Origin of the sequence: Roseovarius sp. MS2, assembly GCF_051447875.1 — a bacterium.
GTDB lineage: Bacteria > Pseudomonadota > Alphaproteobacteria > Rhodobacterales > Rhodobacteraceae > Roseovarius > Roseovarius mucosus_A.
Genome location: NZ_JBKHVF010000001.1, coordinates 1,645,078 through 1,666,200 on the forward strand (window position 1 = coordinate 1,645,078; position 21,123 = coordinate 1,666,200).

General features: G+C 63.3%; 17 protein-coding genes. 6 read left to right on the top strand and 11 right to left on the bottom strand.

The features are described 5' to 3' along the window. Window positions 1-103: 103 nt before the first annotated feature. The 3 genes from ACLGGT_RS08225 to ACLGGT_RS08235 all read right to left on the bottom strand — a co-directional run bounded on the left by ACLGGT_RS08225 (window position 104) and on the right by ACLGGT_RS08235 (window position 3,529). Window positions 104-1,621: a putative bifunctional diguanylate cyclase/phosphodiesterase gene (locus tag ACLGGT_RS08225; RefSeq protein ID WP_437195635.1), complete on the bottom strand. Its 1,518-nt coding sequence runs from the start codon at window positions 1,619-1,621 to the stop codon at window positions 104-106. 45 nt (window positions 1,622-1,666) lie between these two features. Continuing rightward, entirely contained in the window at window positions 1,667-2,536 is an 870-nt protein-coding gene (ttcA, locus tag ACLGGT_RS08230) for a tRNA 2-thiocytidine(32) synthetase TtcA (protein WP_437195637.1), read from the bottom strand. Window positions 2,537-2,653: 117 nt separating this feature from the next. Next, window positions 2,654-3,529 (bottom strand): LysR family transcriptional regulator, encoded by an 876-nt coding sequence (locus tag ACLGGT_RS08235; RefSeq protein WP_437195639.1) that lies wholly within the window; start codon window positions 3,527-3,529, stop codon window positions 2,654-2,656. A gap of 99 nt (window positions 3,530-3,628) precedes the next feature. Between ACLGGT_RS08235 and ACLGGT_RS08240 the strand changes: the two genes are divergently transcribed. The 6 genes from ACLGGT_RS08240 to ACLGGT_RS08265 all read left to right on the top strand — a co-directional run bounded on the left by ACLGGT_RS08240 (window position 3,629) and on the right by ACLGGT_RS08265 (window position 11,179). After that, a complete protein-coding gene (locus ACLGGT_RS08240; RefSeq protein ID WP_437195641.1) occupies window positions 3,629-5,215 on the top strand; it encodes an NADH-quinone oxidoreductase subunit L in 1,587 nt (528 codons plus the stop codon). Further along, entirely contained in the window at window positions 5,212-7,617 is a 2,406-nt protein-coding gene (locus ACLGGT_RS08245) for a YbcC family protein (protein ID WP_437195642.1), read from the top strand. Before ACLGGT_RS08240 ends, ACLGGT_RS08245 begins: the two co-directional genes overlap by 4 nt. A 132-nt stretch (window positions 7,618-7,749) precedes the next feature. Beyond that, on the top strand, window positions 7,750-8,265 hold the full coding sequence (locus tag ACLGGT_RS08250) for a hypothetical protein (RefSeq protein ID WP_437195643.1): 516 nt from the start codon (window positions 7,750-7,752) through the stop codon (window positions 8,263-8,265). After that, complete coding sequence (locus tag ACLGGT_RS08255) at window positions 8,229-9,053, top strand: glycosyltransferase family 2 protein (RefSeq protein WP_437195645.1); 825 nt, start codon at window positions 8,229-8,231, stop codon at window positions 9,051-9,053. Before ACLGGT_RS08250 ends, ACLGGT_RS08255 begins: the two co-directional genes overlap by 37 nt. Continuing rightward, entirely contained in the window at window positions 9,050-9,265 is a 216-nt protein-coding gene (locus ACLGGT_RS08260) for a hypothetical protein (protein ID WP_437195647.1), read from the top strand. Before ACLGGT_RS08255 ends, ACLGGT_RS08260 begins: the two co-directional genes overlap by 4 nt. Window positions 9,266-9,268: 3 nt before the next feature. Beyond that, window positions 9,269-11,179: a glycosyltransferase family 2 protein gene (locus tag ACLGGT_RS08265; protein ID WP_437195648.1), complete on the top strand. Its 1,911-nt coding sequence runs from the start codon at window positions 9,269-9,271 to the stop codon at window positions 11,177-11,179. A gap of 21 nt (window positions 11,180-11,200) precedes the next feature. On the opposite strand, the gene ACLGGT_RS08270 is transcribed toward ACLGGT_RS08265, so the two are convergent. The 8 genes from ACLGGT_RS08270 to ACLGGT_RS08305 form a co-directional block, all read right to left on the bottom strand. After that, entirely contained in the window at window positions 11,201-13,735 is a 2,535-nt protein-coding gene (locus ACLGGT_RS08270) for a calcium-binding protein (RefSeq protein WP_437195649.1), read from the bottom strand. A gap of 157 nt (window positions 13,736-13,892) precedes the next feature. Then, window positions 13,893-16,844, bottom strand: coding sequence for a choice-of-anchor L domain-containing protein (locus tag ACLGGT_RS08275; protein WP_437195650.1), 2,952 nt, complete (start codon window positions 16,842-16,844; stop codon window positions 13,893-13,895). Window positions 16,845-17,040: 196 nt separating this feature from the next. Next, window positions 17,041-17,403 (bottom strand): hypothetical protein, encoded by a 363-nt coding sequence (locus ACLGGT_RS08280; protein ID WP_437195652.1) that lies wholly within the window; start codon window positions 17,401-17,403, stop codon window positions 17,041-17,043. Next, window positions 17,393-17,710 (bottom strand): hypothetical protein, encoded by a 318-nt coding sequence (locus ACLGGT_RS08285; RefSeq protein WP_437195654.1) that lies wholly within the window; start codon window positions 17,708-17,710, stop codon window positions 17,393-17,395. The genes ACLGGT_RS08280 and ACLGGT_RS08285 overlap by 11 nt, the downstream gene beginning before the upstream one ends. Before the next feature lie 11 nt (window positions 17,711-17,721). Then, a complete protein-coding gene (locus ACLGGT_RS08290; protein ID WP_081507110.1) occupies window positions 17,722-18,786 on the bottom strand; it encodes a DUF2793 domain-containing protein in 1,065 nt (354 codons plus the stop codon). 285 nt (window positions 18,787-19,071) lie between these two features. Further along, on the bottom strand, window positions 19,072-19,686 hold the full coding sequence (locus ACLGGT_RS08295; RefSeq protein ID WP_437195655.1) for an SCO family protein: 615 nt from the start codon (window positions 19,684-19,686) through the stop codon (window positions 19,072-19,074). Continuing rightward, window positions 19,683-20,255 carry a hypothetical protein gene (locus ACLGGT_RS08300; RefSeq protein WP_081507108.1) on the bottom strand — a complete coding sequence of 191 codons (573 nt, stop codon included), beginning with the start codon at window positions 20,253-20,255 and terminating at the stop codon, window positions 19,683-19,685. Before ACLGGT_RS08300 ends, ACLGGT_RS08295 begins: the two co-directional genes overlap by 4 nt. Window positions 20,256-20,266: 11 nt before the next feature. Beyond that, window positions 20,267-20,719, bottom strand: a complete 453-nt coding sequence (locus tag ACLGGT_RS08305; protein ID WP_437195657.1) for a hypothetical protein — start codon at window positions 20,717-20,719, stop codon at window positions 20,267-20,269. Window positions 20,720-21,123: the final 404 nt, after the last annotated feature.

The window sequence follows — 21,123 nt, forward strand, 5'->3', positions numbered from 1 at the left end:
CCATCCCTGTATTACATGTCAGGGCGGTTCAACAGAGTGCGGCGGCAAAGGTCAAGGGGATTCCGGGGATTTTACCCCAAGGCGCGGGGATTCATCGCAGGGTTCAGCCCTTGGCGCGGGCGATCCGGGGCAAGGGGCCGAGTTTGGCGCGATGCGCCGCGATCCAGTCGGGCGTTGCCGCGAGGGGCATGGGGCGGGCGATGCCAAAGCCCTGCACATGGGCGCAGCCCGGTTGCGCGAGCATGGCAAGTTCGCCCGCTGTTTCGACTCCTTCGGCAAGTGTGGCGAGGCCGAGACGGTCAGCCATCGACAGGATGGCCCCCACCATGCGCTGTTGGTCCGGGTCGCGGTCAATGGCGGTGACATAGGACCGGTCGATCTTGAGCCGGTGGACGGCAAAGCGGCGGATCGTGGCGAGCGAGGCGTGGCCGGTGCCGTAATCGTCAAGGTCAATGGGGCAGCCCATGCGCGCCAGTGCCGCGATATTGCGGGTGATGACATCGTCGGCAGAGGTGGCGACCACGGTTTCCAGCACTTCGATCACCAGCCGATGGGCGGGCAGGTCGCAGCGATCCAGCTCCCAGGCGAATTTCTCGGGCAGGGTGGGATTGCGCAATTCCTCGGGAGAGAGGTTGAGGCCGACGCAGGGAATATCGAGGCCGAGGTGATCCCATGTTTGCAGGGCGCGGAGCGCATTGGCGAGCATGGCATCGCCCAGCACCTCCATCCGGCCCGAGGCGGCGAGCAGCGGCAGGAATTCCGCTGGCGCGATCAAGCCTGCTGTGGGGTGCTGCCAACGTGCAAGCGCCTCGAACCCGGTGATTTGGCCGGTATCGGTGCAAATCTGCGGCTGGAACCATGTGACTAGCCGCCCCTCTTGCAGGGCTGTTGTTACCTCTTGTGCAAGGGCGCGCGGCGGAGGCGTAGGTGCGGCCATGCCGCGGCCATAGGCGCGGATCGCCGCAGGCCCGTGGCGCTGCGCCTCATGCAGGGCGGTTTGGCAGGCGTCGTAAAGGGCTGTGGCGGTGCGCGCGGGGGCCTGTGCATCAAGACAAAGGCCCAGCGAGGCAGAGATATGCAGCGTGGTGGCATCGAGCGCGATAGGCTCTGCCAGTGCCGTGCGCAGCCGCTCGGCCAAGGCCAGAAGCGGGCCCAGCGTGAGGCCGGGCTTGGGCGCCAAGAGCACCCCAAGCCGCCCGTCGCCAAGATCGAAAAGCTGATCCGCGGGCCGCAGCATGCGCGCGAGGCGTTCAAGGCTTTGAAGGATCACACGGTCGGCGGCGGCAAGGCCGTGGCGATGCGTCAGCGTCTCGAATTCGTCGATCTGAAGAAGCAGGCAGGCGGTGCGTGTGCCCCCCTGCCGCGTGTTGGAGAGGCTATCGGCGATAGCGGCGCGCAGGGGCGCGCTGCGCGCGGCCTCATCCGTCAGGGGCGGGGTTTGGCGGCGGTCCGATAGGGCAAGCGCCAGAAGGGTGAGCGGTAGCGCCAAGAGCAGGGCCGCAAGCCCGAACCAGTGGGTTGCCAGACCCGCCGCCGCGATCAGCGCCAGCGATTGCGGCCAATGGCGCGCGCGCAGCCGTGCCGCAATCCCTGCAATCCGTTCTTGCCCTGCTGTGACCATCAACCCTTGTCCCGCAATCTGGCGATGAGCCTAGCGCGGTGGGGGTTAACGGAGTTTGGGCAAGCCTTCGGGATTTGCGTCGGATTTTATCGATTCGGTGGTCAGGCCCGCGAAATCGAACAATTTCGGATCAAGCAGATGCGAGGGCCGCGCGTTCATCAGCGCGCGGAACATGACCTGACGGCGGCCGGGGCTGCGCGCTTCCCAGCTGTCGAGGATTTGTTTGACCTGCTGGCGTTGCAGCCCGTCCTGAGACCCGCAAAGGTCACAGGGGATGATCGGGTAATTCATGGCGCGGGCGAACCGCTCGCAATCCTCTTCGGCGACATGCGCAAGCGGGCGGTAGAGGAACAAATCGCCCTCTTCGTTCACCAGCTTGGGCGGCATGGTGGCAAGCCGCCCACCGTGAAAGAGGTTCATGAAGAAGGTTTCGAGAATGTCATCGCGGTGATGGCCGAGCACGACCGCTGTGCAGCCCTCTTCGCGGGCGATGCGGTAGAGATTGCCCCGGCGCAGGCGTGAACAGAGCGCGCAATAGGTGCGCCCGGCAGGCACCTTGTCCATGACGATGGAATAGGTGTCCTGATATTCGATGCGGTGGGGCACCTGCATACGGCTGAGAAAATCCGGCAGGACGGTGGCCGGGAAACCGGGCTGGCCCTGATCGAGATTGCAGGCCAACAGCTCTATCGGCAAAAGGCCGCGCCATTTGAGTTCGTAGAGCACGGCGAGCAGGGTGTAGCTATCCTTGCCACCCGAGAGGCACACGAGCCATTTGCCGCCCGGCGCGATCATGCCATATTGCTCGATCGCTTCGCGGGTATGGCGCACGATCCGTTTGCGCAGCTTTTTGAATTCGGTGCTGCTGGGCGCGCCGTGGAATAGCGGATGGATCTCTTCGGACTCGTCTAGCATGGGCTGGCTTTAGGGGTTTTGTGGGGGGCAGGCAAGGGTTTGGGTGGGGGATTGCCGCCGGACCCTTTAAAAGGGTCCGGTTCGTTTTCTTTTCAAGAAAACAGGTAAGCACCGCCCTCAAAGCGCGCGGTCGAAGAGTTGCGCGAGGAGGGGGTTGGGGAATCTGCGTTTGGCGGTGACGGCGTGGAAATGTTCGGTGAGGCCGACGCTATGGGCGGCCTCTTGCAGGAGGCCTGATTCCAGTTCGTTCTTGACCACGATGGGGGGCAGCACCGCAAGGCCGATATCCTCGCGCGCGAGGAGGCGCATCATGGCCATGTCATCGACTTCGGCGGCGAGCACCGGGCGGATCGAGAGCCGCGCGCAGAGCGCGTCAAACCCGGCGCGCACCGGAGATTCGAGCGTGGGCACGATGATCGGATTGGCGCTTAGCAAAGCGCCAAGGCTGTCTGCGGCCTTGATCCGGGCGGGGGTGCCGATCACGCTGACGGGCTGCTGCGCCACGGGATGCACGATGAAGCTGGTGAGCGCATCGGCGCTGGGGGCCACATTCGTGAGCACGACATCGAGGCTGAGCGCCTCTAGCCCCTGGAGCAATTCGATAGAGGTGCCGGAGCGCAGGACAAGTTCGATCTGAGGCTGGCCCAAGAGCGGGCGCAGGAATTCGATCTGGAAATTGCGCGACAGTGTGGCGAGTGCCCCCACGCGCAGCACTTGTTGCGCATGACCGGTCTGGCGCAGCGTCGCGATCAGCTCTTGCCCTGCGCCAAAGATGGTTTCGGCATAGTCGAGCGTGATGCGCCCCGCCTCGGTCAGGTGCAATTGGCGATTGCGCCGCTCGAACACAGGCTGGCCCAGACGATCCTCGAGCTTGCGGATCTGCACCGAGAGGGCAGATTGCGAGAGGTTGAGCCGGGCCGCGGTGCGGGTGAGGTTGCCGTCGCGGGCGACCTCCCAGAAATAGCGCAGGTGGTTGTAGTTCATTTCGGTCATATCGTTCTGTTTAGAAGAATGATTTGTTTGGAACAATGAATTTTTATTATGATCGGGTTTTGCCTATCACCGGGAGAGCCATTTGCCCCCGGAGGTTACATGCCGATCCATCTTTTGCCCCTGCTTGCGCCTGTCGTTCTGATCGTTGCCGCAGTGCTGATCCCTGCACAGCGGACTATTACCCCGCGCCGCGCCGCGTGGCTGGCGGAAGGGGCTGGCCTTGTGGCGCTACTAGTGGCGCTGACGATGCCGGTGATCCTGATGGTCACAGGGGCGGGCGATGGGGCCGCGCCCGGCGTGCTGGGCCATGTGATCGCGGTGCGGGTGGATGTGGTCAGCGCCGTGATGCTGATGCTGGTGGCCTTTATCGGCTGGGTCGTTGCGCGGTATGCGCGCACCTATCTGGATGGCGAGGCGGGGCAGGCCCGCTTTGCCTTGTGGCTTTTGGCGACGCTGGCCGCGGTGCAGATCCTTGTGCTGTCGGGCACGGTGGTGCAGTTCGTGGGGGCGTGGGTTGCCACCAGCCTCTGTCTGCATCGTTTGCTGCTGTTTTACCCCGATCGGATCGGGGCGCAGCGCGCGGCCTATAAGAAATTCGTGACTGCGCGGCTTGGGGATGCGGCGCTGATCGGTGCGGCGCTGCTGCTGGTTGCGGCCTACGGAACCACGCAGATCGCGGGCATCCTGAGCGCCGCGCGGTTGGGTGAAGGCGGCGCGCTGGCAGCGGCGGCGGCGGGGTTCTTGGCGCTGGCGGCGCTGCTGAAATCGGCGCAATTCCCGAGCCACGGCTGGCTGACCGAGGTGATGGAGGCGCCCACGCCGGTTTCGGCCCTGCTGCATGCCGGGGTGGTGAATGGCGGCGGGTTTTTGTTGATCCGGTTTGCCGATGTCCTGCTGTTGTCGCCGCTGGTGCTGGCGGTGCTGGTGGGGATCGGCGGGTTTACCGCGCTTTTTGGCGGGGTGGTGATGCTGACGCAACCGACGGTCAAGGTCTCGTTGGCGTGGTCCACGGTGTCGCAGATGGGGTTCATGATCCTGCAATGTGGTCTGGCGCTCTTTCCGCTCGCCCTGCTGCATATCGTGGCGCATTCGCTGTATAAGGCGCATGCGTTCCTGTCGGCGGGCGGCGCTATTGAGCGGGTGGCGGCGCAGCGGCGGCCGGGGCCGGTGGCGGTGCCGGGGCTGCGCTCTGTCGCGCGGGCCTTTGGGTTGGCGATCACGATTTATGGGCTGGTTTATCTTGCCTCGGGCGCGCTGATCGGGTTTGGCGCGAAATCGCCGCAGGCGGTGGCGCTGGGCGCGATCCTGATCTTTGGTGTGGCCTATCTTTTGGCGCAGGGGTTGGCGGATGCGGCCCCGCGCGCGCTGACACGGCGCACGGCGCAGATGTCGGTGCTGGCGACGGTGGCGTATCTTGCGCTGCAACGGGGTGCGGAATGGCTGACCGCTGGTGTCTTGCCGCCTGCGCCTGTGGCGGGGCCGCTGGAATGGGCGCTGATCCTGTTGGCGCTGGTCAGTTTCGGCGCGGTGGCGGTGGCGCAATCGACCCTGCCGCTCTGGGCGCATCATCCGGCGGCGCAGGGGCTGCGGGTGCATATCACCAACGGATTTTACATCAATGCCGTCGAGGACCGCCTTTTGCGGGTCTGGTCGCGGCCACGGGCGCGCAAGGGAGCGGCATCATGAAGAGCGAGACGCATGCCGGGTTTACCGGCCCCCATCTGGAACTGATTGCCCTGTCGGAGAAGGTGAGCCGCGTTATTCCGCCGCTCTGGCCGCTGGAGGCGACCGTTGCGGTCAATCCCTTCCTTGGGCACACGGGGCAGAGTTTGGCGCAGGTATCGGCCAAGCTGGGCCGGATCGCGGGCCTGCGGGTGACGATGCCGAATGCCTGGTATCGCGCGCGGATTGCCGAGGGGCGGATCACTGCGGCTGACCTTGAGGCGGCGCTGGCGGAGGCCCCTGCGGGTGCGCCCGCGACGGTGGCTGCGTTGAAGGCGGCGGCGGAGGCGGAGGAAGAGATGCCCGAGGCATTGCCCACCCTCGCGCATCTGGCGCAGGAGGTGTCGGGCGTGGACTGGCCGGGCCTGATCGAGGCGCGCATTGGCGCGTGGGCGGCAGGTTATTTCGATGCGGGTCAAGCGCTCTGGCAGGTGACGGCGGGGCGCGGGGCCTATGAAAGCTGGCAGATTTTTGCCAGCCGGGACCTGACGCCGGAAATCTCGGGTTTGACTGGGTTTGCGGCGCGCGTTGCAGCACAGCCGGGACGCGCGCGGGTGGCGCTGTCACTGGCCTGCGACGCCTTGGGTTTGGAGGCGGGCGCGGCGAAGAGCTATTTTCACCAGCTTTTGCTGGGGCTTGGGGGCTGGTCGCAACTGGCGCGGCAACGGTTGTGGCAAGCCGAGATGGACGGGCAGGCAGAGCCGATCACGACGGACCTTTTGACGATCCGTCTGGTTTGGGAAGCAGCGCTTTTCGCGCAATATGGCGATCAGATTGCGGCGCGCTGGGCGGACATACGCGCCACCCATGCGACGCCGGCATGCGCGACACCGGCGCAGCTGGCCGCGTGTGTGTTGCAAGAGGCCGCAGAGCGGGCGGCGCAGCGCGATTTGGCCGAGGTGCTGGAGGCGGAGGTGCCCGAGAAGGTGCAGGCGCGCCCCACGCTTCAGGCGGCGTTCTGTATCGACGTGCGGTCCGAGGTGTTTCGGCGCGCGCTGGAAAGCCTGGATCCCGGCATTCAAACCCTTGGTTTTCCCGGGTTCTTTGGCTTGGCGCATGGGCATCGCAATTTTGCTTCGGATGTGATCGAGGCGCGGTTGCCGGTGTTGCTGGCACCGAAACTGTCGAGCACGGCCACAGCCCCGAGCGCGGCGGGTGCCGATCAGGCCGCACGGTTCGGAGCGCGGGCGGCGCGGGCCTGGGGGCGGTTCAAGCTGGCGGCGGTGTCGTCCTTTGCCTTTGTCGAGGCGACCGGGCCGGTCTATCTGGGCAAACTCTTGCGGGATGCTTTGGGACAGGCCCCGCGCCACAACATCCCCCCTGCGCCGCAGTTCAGTGCCGAATTTACCCTGACCGAGCGGATTGCCACGGCTGCGGCCATTCTGCGGGCGATGTCGCTGACCGGGGATTTCGCGCCTCTGGTGCTGTTGGTGGGGCATGGGGCGCGTGTGGTGAACAACCCGCATGCCAGCGCGTTGCACTGTGGGGCCTGTGGTGGTTATCCCGGCGATGCCAATGCGCGGCTATTGGCGGGGCTGCTGAATGAGGCGGAGGTGCGTGCCGGGCTGATCGCGGAAGGGATCGACATTCCCCATGATACGGTTTTTGTCGCGGGGATGCATGATACGACCACGGATGCGGTGACGCTCTATGCGCAAGACCCCGGTTGTGCCGTGATCCCGGCCCTGTTGGAGCGCGCGCAGATGGTTTTGCAAGAGGCGGGGGCACTGGCGCGGACGGAGCGTGCGCTGCGCCTGCCGCGTGCGGGCAAGGGGGGCGATATTGGCGCACGTAGCGCCGATTGGGCCGAAACCCGGCCCGAATGGGGGCTGGCGGGGTGCAACGCCTTTGTTGCGGCACCGCGCGACCGGACGCGGGGCAAGCCGTTGGGGGGGCGGGCGTTTCTGCACGACTATGACTGGCGGCAAGACGACGGCTTTGGCGTGCTGGAGTTGATCCTGACCGCGCCGGTCGTTGTCGCAAGCTGGATCAGCTTGCAATATTATGGATCGGTGGTCGCGCCCGAGGTGTTCGGCGCGGGCAACAAGCTGTTGCATAATGTGACCGGCGGGGTTGGCGTGGTCGAGGGCAATGGTGGCACCCTGCGGGTGGGGCTGCCGTGGCAGTCAGTGCATGACGGGGCGGAGTTCATGCATGAACCGCTGCGCCTGGCGGTGTGTGTTGCGGCCCCGGCGGAGGCGGTGACGGGTATTCTGGCGCGGCATCCCGATCTGCGTGCGCTGTTTGACAATCGGTGGCTGCATCTGATGTTGCTGGATGATGCGGGACGGATCGTGCAGCGCTATCGGAGCGGGTTGGAGTGGCAGGGCTGCCGCGAGGAACGGGGCATTCGCGCGGCGGCCTGAGGCCAGCCGGGGGAAAAGATTGCAGCGCAGGAAGGGGCGCATTAAACCTTGGACAGGATTGCGCCCGCTTTGGGCCGTGGTCCTGACCCGCAATCCCCGGACTGATGTCCGACCGGAAAGAAGGCTTGTGTCATGCCCGTGCCGCCCCCTGACATGCCAGAGATGTTGGCGGACCTCAGCCGGTTTCTGGAGCGGCCCCAGACCGATGAGACCGGGGCAGCTTCGGTAGCACTTGGGCCGCAGCTTCAGGCGGCGCAGGCATGGGTGCAGGCGCAGGAGGGGGCGACACCCCTAGCGGATTTTCTGGGGGCGCTGCTGATGCGCATGGCGCAGGATGGGTTGAAAGGCCGGATTGCGGCGCAGGCCGCGCAATTCGAGCTATTGACCCTGCGCGCGGCGCAAAAAGCGGAAGAGGCCGACAGGCTGTCGGGCAGGGCGCGGGCGCTGGGCCTGCTTTTGGCGCAGGTGCTGCCTGATCTGCCGGAGGCGCAGCGCGCCACGCTTTTTTCGCCGGAGGAGTACCTGGCGAGTAATCCGGATGTGGCTTTGGCCGGGGTTGATCCGCTCGCGCATTACCTCTCAAGCGGGGCGGCGGAGGGGCGCGCGCCGCGATGGTTGGATCAAGGGGGGAAACTCTTGGGGCGCTGATCGAGACCTGCCCCGCGCCCCGGTCTTGTCGCGACCTGCAAGAGGTGGCGCGCGCCGAGGCGCTGGCGCTTTTGGGGCAGCAGAGACCGGAGGTTAGCGTGATCCTGCCAACTTGGAACCGAGCGCATACGGTTGTGACGGCGGTGGCATCCGCCCTCTTGCAATCCTACGCGCCCAAAGAGGTGATCGTGATCGACGACGGCAGCCGCGATGCCACGTTGGAGCTGTTGCAACAGCGGTTTCCCGAGCCTGTGGCGGCGGGGCGGCTTGTCCTGCTTGGGCAGGAGAATGCGGGGGTGTCGGCGGCGCGCAATGCTGGGCTGGCGCGGGCGCAGGGCGACGTGATCGCCTATCTCGACAGTGACAATTACTGGGAGGCGGATCACCTGCTCTATGCGGTGGGCGGATTGCTGGCGGTGCCGGGGGCGCAGAGTGCCTATACCGCGATTTGTCGGCACAACCTTTCGCAGGGGTGGAGCGATGTGCTGTTTCAGAGTTTTGACCGGGTGGCACTGACCGAAGAGAATTTCATCGACCTCAACAGTTTTGTGCATCGGCGTGCGCTGGTCGAAACGCTGGGTGGGTTTGATACGGCCCTGACGCGGCTGGTGGATTGGGATCTGATCCTGCGGTATACCGCCCTGTCGGACCCGGTCACGCTGCCGGTCATTACCGGGCATCATGTGGTGGACAGTCTTGGCCTTGATAATATCTCGACGCGCGAGGCGTTGGGGCCGAACCTTGCCCATATTCGCGCCAAGCAGGGCAGTATTCCGGAGGGGCCGTGACCGATCCAGAGGATGATATTGCGCGGGGCATGGCCGCGTTGCGCGCCCAGAACCGGCTGTTGCTGGAACAGGTCGAGACGCTGCGTGGAACGCTGGCCGCGCGCGAGGATGAGATCACGCGGCTGAGTGCGCGGCTTTTGGAGTTGGAGGCGCTTCGTGCTTCCCCCGAGCCCTCTGGTCTTTTGGCGCGGTTGCGCGCGCGGCGGCGCTGATCCATGCGGCCCGATGTTGATCCCGAAGCGGTCGCGCGGTTGCGCCGGTCGGCATGGTTTGATGCGGGTTGGTATGGGCGGGTCTATCCGGATGTCGCGCGTCTGCCGCTTGATCCCGCCACGCATTATGCGTGGATCGGTGCCTTTTTGGCGCGTGATCCGGGGCCGCAGTTCGCGGCGCGTGCCTATCTTGCGGCCAATCCCGATGTCGCGGCGGCGGGGCTTGATCCGTTCACGCATTTTCTGACCACTGGGCAGGCTGAAGGGCGCAAGGCACATCCCGGTGCGGGGCCTGCGCGCGTGCCCGCACCCCTGCGGCGGCTCAAGCATTTGCGCGATTTGCTGGAAACCGGCGGGCTTGAGGCTGGGCCGCGGGCGGCGCTGGCGGACATGGCCAAGGGGCAGATGGGGCCGGAGGCCGCTGCCGGGGCGGCAGAGACGCTGGGCCTTATGGCCTTGCAGCGTGGAGAGAGCGCGGAGGCGCGTGCCTGGCTGGCACGTCGCCAAGAGATTTCGGGCGGGGCGCTGGCGCGGCTGGCCCCGGTGATGGCGATTGCGGCGGCGCGAGATGGGGATCGCGCGGCGGCAGAGGCCATGGCAGAGGATGCGCCGAAATCCCCGGCTCTGCACCTCGCGCGGATCTGGTGGGCGGGGTCCGAGGCCGAGGCGCTGGCCTGTCTCAATGCGGCGCTGGATTTGGCCGGTCATGCGCCGGTGGCCTTGGCAGAGGGCGCGGCGGCGCTGCTTGACCGGCTGATCCCAGCGACATCGGGCGCTGCGGGGGCAGAGGAGGGGCCGCTTGTCAGCGTGCTGATGGCGGCACATGACAGTGCGGCGACGATTGAAACGGCGCTGCGGGCGATGCAGGCGCAAAGTTGGCGGGCGTTCGAGCTTTTGGTGATCGACGATGCCAGCAGCGATGATACGGCGGCGATTGTGGCGGCCTATGCGGCGCGTGATCCGCGCATCCGCCTGATCCGGTTGGACCAGAACCGGGGCGCTTATGGTGCGCGCAATGCCGGGTTGGCCGAGGCGCGGGGGCGGTTTCTGACGTTGCACGATGCCGATGACTGGTCGCATCCTGACCGGCTGCGGCTTCAGGTGGAATTCCTGCTTGGCAATCCCGGATTTGTCGGCTGTCTGAGCCAGCAGGCGCGGTCCATGCCCGATTTGCGCCCCTGTCGCTGGACTGGCACAGGCGCCTTGATTTTCGAGAATATGACCTCGCTGATGCTGCCCACCGATCTGGTGCGCGACTGTCTGGGGGGATGGGACGCGGTGCGCGTGTCCGCCGATAGTGAATTGCTGCGCCGGGTGCTGCATCTTTTTGGCACGCGGGCGGTTGCCTCGCCCGACACCGGCCCGCTGGCCCTGCAACGGGCCAGCGAGGGCAGCGCGACGGGGGACGGGGCAACCGGCATGGATTGGTTCTATTACGGCGCGCGGCGCGAGTATTATGAGGCGCAGATGCACCACCATGCGCGTGCCCCGCATCTGTGGTATCGGCCCGGTGGCGCGCGCCCCTTTCCCACGCCTGCCCGGCTGTGCACCGGGAGGGCAGAGGTTGAATGTGACCGGGTGTATGCGGGGCTGATGACGGTGCGGGATGCCGGGGTGGAGACGCTGCTTGGTTGGTTGGCCGAGGATCGTGCGGCGGGGCGCAGCGTGGGTCTGGTGCCGCTCTATGATCTGTCGATGCCGGAGGAGGCGGGGCTATTGCTGCATCCTGCCCTGCGTGATCTGGTGGACGGAGAGGCGGTACGGGTGCTTTGCCATGGTGAGGTGGTGCGCTCTGCCCGGTACCGTCGCCTGCCCGGACAGGCCGTGACCGAGCCGCATCGCTATCTGCCGGTTGTATGGGAAGACGGACAAAAAATGCTGGCACCCGGAGAGGTGCCAGCAGAGACAGTGTAGGGGCGCTGACCAGACGCCCGATCAGAGGAACGTGAAATCGTCCACGGTGAGTTGCGCCGCCGTGATGCCTTCGACGAGGATGGTGTTGCCATTCACCGTCATTTGCGCGCCGCCCTCGACATCGACGATGTTCATCGCCGCGACGAACCCCGCCAGACCATTGCCGCCATTGGTGATATTGGTCTCGCCGGTATCCGGGTCCACGCGGCGGATGAAGAAGCTGTCCAAACCGTCCTCGAAATCGGTGATCACATCGGCCTCGCCGTCGAAGAAGGACGAAAAGACGAATTGATCTGCGCCGGTTCCGCCGGTGATCGTGTCATTTCCAGCGCCCGCATTGATCGTGTCATTTCCAGCGCCGCCGTCGATTATATCGTTCCGCCCGCCACCAGCGAGAAAGTCGTTGCCGTCACCGCCCGAGATGCTGTCGTCGCCTTCACCGCCGCCAACGCTGTCATTGCCTGCACCGGCATCGATCGTATCGCGCCCGGTGCCGCCGCCGATATCATCCGCGCCGCCATTGCCAAAGATCAGATCGTTGCCAAAGCTGCCCGACATGCTGTCGTTGCCTTCGCCGCCTTCGAGCGTGTCATCGCCAGCGCCGCCCGCGACCACGTCATTGCCGTTGCCACCGGACACGAAATCATTGCCAAAGCCTGCGCCCAGCACATCGTTGCCGCCGTTGCCAAAGATGGTGTCATCGCCAAGGCCGCCACCGATGCTGTCATCCCCCGGCCCGCCAAAGAGCGTGTCATTGCCATCCGAGCCGGAAATGTTGTTGTTGCCGCCCCCGCCCGAGTCGATGTTGTCATTCCCGTCGCCACCCGCGAGCGTGTCATCATTGACCGTACCAATCAGCGAGTCGTCACCATCGGTGCCCACGATCACCTCGCCTGTGATCCCCGTCCCGTTGATCAGATCAGCCGCGCTGATGAGGGTATCGTCGAATTGGAAGAATTCGACCGAGGTGAAGAAATCCGTGCCCTCGCTTGAGATGATCCGGATGCCGCCGTTGATCACGGAGACCTGCGTATCGGCGCGGGCCACGGCGAGCACGGCGGTATCTGTGCCGCCCTCGCCGTCGATCGTGTCATCCCCGAGACCGCCCACAAGACGGTCATCGCCGTCCCGCCCTTGAAGCCGGTTGGCCGTGGCGTCACCGATGAGGATATCGTTGCCAGTGCTGCCACGCAGCCATTCGATATTGGAGATCGTATCGGTAAAGGCCACACCATTGGCTGTGCCCGTCACGATGCCGGTGGCGAGGTTGGCGTTGACCGCCGTCACGCCAAAATCGTCATAGCGCAGCCGGTCAAACCCGGCGCCGCCATCGACAGTGTCATTGCCGCCGCCGACGCGGAAGGATTCATCTGCCGTGCCGCCGGTGACCGAGTCGGCCTCGTTGCCCGTCCGAAGCTCGAACACGGTGCCGTTGACGGTGCTGGTGTTGCCGCCTTGGGTGATCGATCCAGCCACGAGATCGGCCGTGACCGCCGTTCCCCGGAAATCGAGTTGGACAAGGCCTGCGCCGGTCAGGTTGTAGGTGTCGCTTCCGCCAAAGCCACGGGCGCTGATCCATTGGTTGGATGCGGTGTTGAAGTTGAACACGTCATCGCCAGAGGTGCCCCGGATACGCAGCCCGCCATTGGCGAAGCCGGAGAGCATCGGGTTTTCGACGTCAAGCAGGGTGTCGAAGCCCTGTGCGCCCTTATCAACGGTGCCGGTATTGGCTGCCCCGTCGATGGTTGCGGTGATCGCAGATGCAAGATTGCCGTAGCTGACCTCGGCAAAACCATCAACCAGACCACCGAAGTCGACCGTGTCATTGCCGCTGCCGCCCACGACAAAGTCGCCGAAGTCGGGGTTGTTCTCGCCCGTGCGGATCAAGTCAGAGCCTGCACCGCCGATGAGTTGGTCATTGCCTGCGCCGCCGTCCAGCGTGTCATTGCCCCCTGCGCCGTCGAGCACATCGTCACCCGCCAACCCGTTCAGCGTATCGTTGCCGGTGCCGCCAAGAAGGGTGTCGTTGCCATTGGTGCCGGTGAACAGCTCGCCATCGGGCAAGAGTTCGCTGGTGGTGTTTTCAAAACTGGTGAGCTGGATGTTCTGGTTCGGGGCAAAGGGGCCAAACGTAACTTGCCCGCCATTCGTGATCGAGGCGTCGAGCGCATTGAAGCCGGCGACCGACGTCGGCAAAATCACCGTGTCATCGCCGCCAATCCGGAAGACATAATCCGTATTTGAGGAGTTATCGAAGAAGGCGATGATGATCGCTGTGCCCTGCGGCGTAGTGATAAAGCCCAAAGAAAGATCGACGGTATCCGCAGCAGGCCCCGTAAGATCAATACCGTCGATCCGTGCGATCGTCACATCGTCTTCGTTGTTCAATTCGATCAGTGGCAAAATCTCTTCGGGGTCGGATACCCCCAGACTGCGGTAGTTGAAAACATCGCCGGTGATGGACAGCTCAAGTTCTATGGCCCGGACTTCAATGACGTTGTCGTCGGGCGAGCCATCTCTGCGTACGGCGATGCCGCTGGTTGTAAACAAATTCATTGTGTTTCCTTCTTAGGCTAGTTCCAAAATGCTCCGGGGACTGTAGCAATCACGAACCCGTGTATCCAACGTTTTTCCCAATGTTTCCAATATTGCACCCTAGGGTTGAATAAGTGAGGGGCGCCGATGGCGCCCCTCTCGTTGATTTGATGACTGCTTAAAGGAACGTGAAATCATCCACGGTGAGCTGCGCGGCGGTGACCCCTTCGACGAGGATCGTGTTGCCATTCACCGTCATCTGCGCGCCGCCCGCCACGTCGACGATATTCATCGCCGTGACGAAACCCGCCAGACCGTTGCCGCCGTTGTTGATGTTTTCAACGCCAGTATCGGGATCGAAACGGCGGATGAAGAAACTGTCCAAACCGTCCTCGAAATCGGTAATCACATCCGCCTCGCCGTCGAAGAAGGCGCTGAAGACGAACTGATCGGCCCCGGTTCCACCGGTGATCACGTCATTGCCAGCGCCCGCATTGATCGTGTCATTGCCCGCGCCGCCGTCGATGGTGTCGTTGCGCCCGCCGCCAGCGAGGAAATCATTGCCGTCGCCGCCAAGGATGCTGTCGTCGCCTTCACCGCCGCCCACGCTGTCATTGCCCGCACCGGCATCAATGGTGTCCTGTCCGGTGCCACCGCCGATGTCATCCGCGCCCTCGCCACCGTCGATGAGGTCATTGCCAAAGCTGCCCGACATGCTGTCGTTGCCATCGCCGCCCGAGAGCGTATCATCGCCCGCGCCGCCTGCGACCACGTCATTGCCAGCCCCGCCGGTCACGGAGTCGTCTCCGAACCCGGCCCCGATGATGTCATCGCCCTCACCGCCATCAATGGTATCATTGCCAAGGCCACCGCCGATGTTGTCGTTGCCAAGGCCGCCAAACACGATGTCATTGCCATCGGAGGCGGGAATCGAGTCATTGCCGTCGCCGCCCGTGATGCTGTCATTATCCAGCGTTCCCGGCAGGAACTCGGACCCGGCGGTGCCGTTCACGATGTTGAACTCGGGCTGCGCCCCGGTGCTGCTGATCGTGGTATTGCCGCCCGAGTTCTCGACATTGAAGGTGGCATTGCTGAAATCGCCCTCGAGCGTGATGGTCGTATCGGCCACCCCGTCGCCATCGGTGTCGACGTCCAGAATGGCAGAGCCAAGGGTCACGACGATGTCATCGAGTCCGAACACGCTTCCGAGGATTTCCAGAAGGTCGTCATCCTGCCAGTTGTCGATGATGTCGCCATCAAGTTGTTGGGCTGTGCCGCTGACCGTGTCTTCGCCACCGCCAAGCATGATGAGTTCCGGCGCGCCGGTCGCGTTGATCTGATCCGACCCTGTCGAGCCGGGGACATTCACAAAGCTGCCACTGGAGTTGAAGTTGGAGGCCTGCATGTTGCCAATGAAAAGGCCGGAATCAAAGACGAAGTCACCGGTATCGGCGATCCCGATCTTGATCTCGTTCAGCCCCGCTTGAACGGGGGCAATCACGGTGATCAGCCGCGAAAATCCGTCATACTCAGTGTCGAACTGCCCGGTAAAGAGGTTTGTGGAGTCGTTGACGCCGTTGTTGTTAAAGAAGTTGCCCGGTGTATTGATGCTCTCTCCGACGATCGAGAGGGGCTGACCGGGGTCATTGTTGAAGAGCGCAAAATTCTGTCCGTTCACGAAAACGGCTGCGATATCGACAAACTGGCTGTTGACGAATTCCGGGAATTCATCCGAGCCAAAGAAGAGGTCGAACGAGACTGCCGGGGCATCGCCGATGTCTGTCGCGTCAAAGGTGAATGTGATGACGGAGGCGTCATTGGTGCGCCCTGCCCCAGAGAAGGCATCGCGCGCCGCCTCGTCGAGATCGGCATCGCCGGGTTCATCGAGGACCTCGGAAAAGGAGGCGGAGGTATTGCCAGAGCCCGGCCCGCTGCCGGTTGTCAGGAACACGCCGCGCTCGAGGTTGACCACGGGAGTTACCGTCTCGAACTGAAAGTCGCCGTCCAGATCCTCGAGCCGGTTGATGGCAAAGCCATCGGGCAAGAGCGCGATGCCCTCGATTGCGCCGGTGAACGCGACATTGGTCAGGGTCAGATTGGGGTCAGAGACCAGAACGTCTGCGATCTGATCGAACCCCGACGGCCCGATGATGGGCAGGCCAATGCCTGCGGTGGGTGCGTCGGAGAAGCGCAGAGTGGTCGTGCCCTCTTCAACCGATTGCACGAGGGTCGCGCCGAATTCGAAGGGCGATACAGAGAAGGCCGCGTCTTCTGTGCCGTCGCCATCGATATCAATCGACACAGTCAGGCTATCTGCGCTGATGCTGACGATGGAACTGCTTGTAAGCCCGGTGATGCGAATCTCGTCCCCAAAGGCGAGCGTCACGCTATCGCCGTCAAGTTCGGCCGCTGACCCTTGGATCACATCCAGCCCAAAGCCGCCGTCGAGGATATCAGCCCCCAGCCCACCATTCAGAAGATCATTGCCGTCATTGCCAAACAGGCTGTCGTTGCCGCCATCGCCAAGCAGGGTGTCCTGCCCCTCTTGCCCGTTGATGAAATCGTCGCCATCGAGACCCGAAATCGCATCATCCGTGCCAAAGCCGATCAGCGTATCGTTGCCATTGGTGGCCGGAAACAGCTCGACCTCGGCGGTTGCAACGCCGGAAATCGCATTGGGCGAGAAGGCAACACCGGGAGAGAAGGGGCCGCCGGGTGGAATATCAGCAAACCCGGCAGCCGCCACGACCGCCGCAAGTTCCGTCTCGGTGGGAACGGGGCCTGCAAAGAGCGGCACGCTATCCAGTTGGAACAGGAAGGTTTCGCCGGACAGGTCATTGGTGAAGCCGATGAACTGCGCCATCGCGCCATCAAAGGAGACCTCGGCCATAATCGTCTCGAACTGGCTCTCGAAGAAATCGGGATCAAGATCCTCCAGGCGCGTCTCGAAGAGGTCGCCTTGTGTCACAACAAGATCGCCCTCAGGCTCTGTTGGATCAACGGTGGTCGACGTATAGGTGAATTGCAGATCATCACTTCCCAGCAACTCCAGTGTCGCTGGTTGAAGGCCAACGATACTGTCCCCGGCCGTAATGAACTGAAACCCCGTTAAGGTGAAAAGCGTTGCCATGTCTAAGCCCCCAAGACTATGGAAATAAAGATTAAAAAGTGGGCTTTCGGATGGATATCACAAAAACGTGAACCGATTCCCACAGCCAGAGTTTAGACGGGAAGACGTGATTTTCAATGTTATACGCCGGGTTTGTTGCCGCGAGAGGGGGCGCGCAGCAACAGGCCGGTGTTGAACAGCCATCTTGGCGGGTGGCTCAGAACCTTGCGGCGAGGTCTGCGACGCCCTTGGGCAGGTCGGGCCAGACCGGGCCTTCGCCGCTGTCAATCGCGCGGCGGCATTCGGTCTGCATCGCCGCGACCCATGCTTTCCAGCCCTGCGCCAACGTCAGATCGCCGTCACGCAAGCCAGAGGCGGCAAGGGCAACGGTACGCGGTGCACCGTCCAGCACGGCGGCGGTGAACACGATCCCGGCTTGGGCGATGTTCATCTGCGTGGCCTCGGAGCCGACGGCAAGGATGCGCGTGCGGCAGTCGGTCTTGATCGACGTGGCGCGCGCCAGAGCGGCGGCTTGGGCCTTGGCCTCGGCGGTGACGGCTTGGGCGAAATCAATCTGCATCGGGGGTCTCCAACTCATAGGGCGGCAGGGTCACGGGGCCGTTGCCCGTAAGGGTGAGGGGCGCGGGAAAGAGCGTTTCTTGCGGCGCGTTGGCCCCGTGCGGCAGTACGAGCGTGAGGCGCAGCGTGCCGCCCACACGCTCGACCGGGCCTGCGAACCAGTCGCTTGCGATGGCCTCGGGCGGCAGGGTCGCGCCCTCGGGCAGTGGCGAGAAATCGAACACCTCGCCATTGAGCGTGAGGGTGTCGTCAGCGCGGCTTAGCATAAGGGGCGTGTCGCGGCGGGTGGGTGATAGGGTGATCTGCATGCGTGTCTCCTTTAGGACCAGCGGCCAAGGGCAAACAACCGTGTTGAAACCGATGATCGAATGCCCCCAACTGTCCAGGTGTTGAACGTCAGGGAGGCGTTGCTCACCCCGATCGTCGTCGGGTTTCCGAACCGCGGCGCGCCTATTGTCGGGGTGATTGCAAGGCCATCGACCCCGGCGAAGACCGCCGGATAGGTCCAGACCGTTTCCGCGGCACCGTCTGATGTGAGAGTGCCAGTGCAAATCTGTGTGCCATCCGCAAATCGAATATACCGCCCGTTGGCGTTGCTGCCGCGCTCGATCACAGCCCCTGTCGGCAAGGTGCCAGACATCGACACGGTGCCAAGGATATTCGCCTTGCGATAGACATCCGCGCCGAGTGCCGCCCCTTGGGCCCCAACGGTCAAAACCCGCCCCGGCGTGGCATCATTGGCCGAGGTTTGCACCGCAGCGCCGCTGAGACGCCCGGTCTGGGCATTGACGCGCAGCGCCTCGGTCCAGTTGACGCCATCGGCGGTGACTTTGATGGAAAAATCATCCTGCCCGGCGATGCCCATTTCCGCGCGCCCGGCAAAGCCGGTTTGAAACAAGAGGCTTGCGGTGGCACCCGCTTCGGCCTTGTTGATCTTGAGCTGATGCCCTGCGCCTGCATGGGTGAGCAAGGTCGCCTCTGCCGCCACGCTCAGACGGTTGAGCGCATCGGCATCGGTGGCGATGCCAAGCCTCTCAAGCCGCTCTGGAATGCTGCGCCACGTGCCATCCCGATAGAGGCGCAGATCACCAGTTCCGCGCGCGGTTGCGATCCAGCCTTCTTGCGGCGCAACAAAGCCCCAGGCTTCGCCGAGAAAGACGGCGATTTGGCCATCCTGCCCGGCCCAGGCCCCCATCGCCCCTTGGCCAAGGGCATAGCGCGCGCCGGTCTCGGGGGCGGCGGGCGGTTCGGTGGCGTCGAACCCGTCCAGCGCCATCTGGACCAGAAGATCCAGCCGCTGCACAGCCTCATTATAGGTCACATGCTTTTGCGCCTGTGACGGGGCGATAAATGGCAGGTCTAGGCGGGCTGATACATCCGACATCGGTCTCTCCAGAACGGTTGCGCAGACGAGAGACTCGGGAAACGGGATTACCAACCCCTTAACAAATGGGGCGATGGTGGACTATCTATCTGATTATAAGTTAAAAAATGTCCGGCTGGACGGCCGTAGCATTGCCGCAACCAGCACCGATCAGATGGCAAGACCGCACCTGCGGCACACCAATGAGGTCGGCGTTGGCAGCGGCAACGTCGAGATGAGCCCCTCACCGATTTTGCCCAAGAGCGCCCCGGAGAGTGCGTGGGCCTTTTATGCTTTGAACAGGCTTCAGCTTCCGGCGTATTTCATCACGATGTCTGCGAACTGCTCTGCTGGCAGAACCGGCGGAATGAGGGTCAATACCTTTCCGTTCGCGTCGAGCAGAAAGATATGGCTGCTATGGGCATAGATGGGCCCATATTCTGGATGATCCATGACCTTTTCAAAGGTGATCTGAAACGCACGATAGGCCTTGCTCAACGCCTCGGGATTGCCGGTCAGGCCAATAAGATCCGTCGAGATTTCAGCCAAGGCGGGCCCGATCGTCTTGGGCGTGTCCAACTCCGGGTCTATGGTGATCATGATCGGGCTGACTGGAATGCCACGCTGTTTCACAAGCTCTGCGGCATCCACCATCATTGGCAGGGCCGCACTGCAGATGCCGGGGCAATTGGCATAGCCGAAGAATACAAGCTGCATCCGACCGTCCGGATCAGTCTGGGTGCGGGTTTTGCCGGTATGGTCGACAAGCTCGAACGCGCCGCCCAGTTTCCATGGCAGTGCCGTCACTTGATCCGATGGCGCAAGGACGGGCGGCGCTGCGTGCTTTTCCGGGCCATGCGCCAATGCGCCAGATGCCAAGCCGCTACATGCCACGGCCAGCAGCAGAGTTCGGAGTTTCATTCAAACAATTCCTTGATGAATTGCTGTTCTTCTTCAACGCCGATGCCGGTGTAGCCATGTGCGGCAATCTCTGCGTTGACGCGCGGGTCGCGGCGGAACCATGGCCCCTTGCCATCCGCCTCGGGATGGTTTTCTGCCCATACGTCCGTCCAGCGGTTGGCGGCGGTCCATTCGGCATCGCCCAGAGCGCGGATCTTTTGCACCAGATAGATGTTCGTCGCCTTAAGATCGGGATCTTCGATCAACAGGCCGTCAACCTCGACCTGCTTGCCGCAGAATGGCAATATGTCAACCGCCGCCCCTGAGAACGCAGCCTGCGCGTTCTTGTTGGGATAGACCAGAACGTTGTCGGCGTTGCGCAGCAAACCCAGTTGGCGCACCCCGCCACCGCAATCTGTCGGGCAATCGCCGGTCAGTTCGCACAGAATATCCACCACCTTGGCCTCAAACCGCGCGGGTTGCTCGGCATAGAGGTTCCATGTTTTCGCCTCGGACCCTTGTGAAAAATCCTGCGCGCCAGCAGGAAGCGCCATGCCGGTGAACGCGAGCATCATCAGAACATGTTTCATTGTGCGTCCCCTCACTGAGCTGGCTTTGGAATGGCGAACGGCGGAACTGCCCCGTAATCCTCGTGGTTGAGTTTTGTGATCCCGTGATCGGTGACCACTTCCTCTACCACCAGATAATTCAGCCCGTCGCGATGATAGAGCAGGCCATCCGCCGTAATCTCGTGGCTGGCAAGGCGCAGCTGCGTATCGCCCCCGGCAGAGCCGTCGTCGCCCGCGATCTTGAGCACCATGTAGACCTGACCGTCATCGCCCAGCAGGCCCACAGGGATGCCCCCAGCCGAACACCAGAGCGCACAGGTGTGATGCGCCGAGCCGGTCACCGCGTCCGGGCCGCCCATCACGCCAGAGTAATAGCACCAGGTATCAATGATCTCGCCCCGGACCTGAACGCGTTCACCCTCGGCCGCAAGTGCGGCCAGAGGCATAGGCAGCATCATTGCCGCCAAAAATAGTTGCTTGCGCATGGTTCTACCTCTCAGGCTACGCAGTCTTGTCTGCGAAGCTAACCACTCATTGCTTGCAACAGCCAAATAAAGTTTCTGTCAGGTTTGGTGAGGAATGGCCCAAGCGAGCCAGTCCGCGCCGACGGAAACGTCGAATATCTCGCGCCAAAGGGGGGGCTGTGTATGATGTAGCGCGGTCAAGCCGAGTGGTTCTGGACGCCAGCATATCGCGCGGCTGCTGGCGGGGATGTCATGGAAAGGTATATATTTTATCTGGAGTGCCAGTCTTGGAAACATTCGACCCGCCCAAGCAGATCCCAGTCAGTTTAGCCGTGTGATCGGCCGCCTGTTTTGGAAGCGGAATTTCAAATTTCGTTAGTCTATATGTCATGACATTCGATTTGGCGGCTTGGCCGGTGGCGGGC

Coding starts and splice junctions, on each gene's coding strand:
- ACLGGT_RS08225 (WP_437195635.1), bottom strand. CDS start 1,621: ATGGTCACAGCAGGGCAAGAACGGATTGCAGGGATTGCGGCACGGCTG.
- ttcA (WP_437195637.1), bottom strand. CDS start 2,536: ATGCTAGACGAGTCCGAAGAGATCCATCCGCTATTCCACGGCGCGCCC.
- ACLGGT_RS08235 (WP_437195639.1), bottom strand. CDS start 3,529: ATGACCGAAATGAACTACAACCACCTGCGCTATTTCTGGGAGGTCGCC.
- ACLGGT_RS08240 (WP_437195641.1), top strand. CDS start 3,629: ATGCCGATCCATCTTTTGCCCCTGCTTGCGCCTGTCGTTCTGATCGTT.
- ACLGGT_RS08245 (WP_437195642.1), top strand. CDS start 5,212: ATGAAGAGCGAGACGCATGCCGGGTTTACCGGCCCCCATCTGGAACTG.
- ACLGGT_RS08250 (WP_437195643.1), top strand. CDS start 7,750: ATGCCCGTGCCGCCCCCTGACATGCCAGAGATGTTGGCGGACCTCAGC.
- ACLGGT_RS08255 (WP_437195645.1), top strand. CDS start 8,229: ATGGTTGGATCAAGGGGGGAAACTCTTGGGGCGCTGATCGAGACCTGC.
- ACLGGT_RS08265 (WP_437195648.1), top strand. CDS start 9,269: ATGCGGCCCGATGTTGATCCCGAAGCGGTCGCGCGGTTGCGCCGGTCG.
- ACLGGT_RS08270 (WP_437195649.1), bottom strand. CDS start 13,735: ATGAATTTGTTTACAACCAGCGGCATCGCCGTACGCAGAGATGGCTCG.
- ACLGGT_RS08275 (WP_437195650.1), bottom strand. CDS start 16,844: ATGGCAACGCTTTTCACCTTAACGGGGTTTCAGTTCATTACGGCCGGG.
- ACLGGT_RS08280 (WP_437195652.1), bottom strand. CDS start 17,403: ATGCAGATTGATTTCGCCCAAGCCGTCACCGCCGAGGCCAAGGCCCAA.
- ACLGGT_RS08285 (WP_437195654.1), bottom strand. CDS start 17,710: ATGCAGATCACCCTATCACCCACCCGCCGCGACACGCCCCTTATGCTA.
- ACLGGT_RS08290 (WP_081507110.1), bottom strand. CDS start 18,786: ATGTCGGATGTATCAGCCCGCCTAGACCTGCCATTTATCGCCCCGTCA.
- ACLGGT_RS08295 (WP_437195655.1), bottom strand. CDS start 19,686: ATGAAACTCCGAACTCTGCTGCTGGCCGTGGCATGTAGCGGCTTGGCA.
- ACLGGT_RS08300 (WP_081507108.1), bottom strand. CDS start 20,255: ATGAAACATGTTCTGATGATGCTCGCGTTCACCGGCATGGCGCTTCCT.
- ACLGGT_RS08305 (WP_437195657.1), bottom strand. CDS start 20,719: ATGCGCAAGCAACTATTTTTGGCGGCAATGATGCTGCCTATGCCTCTG.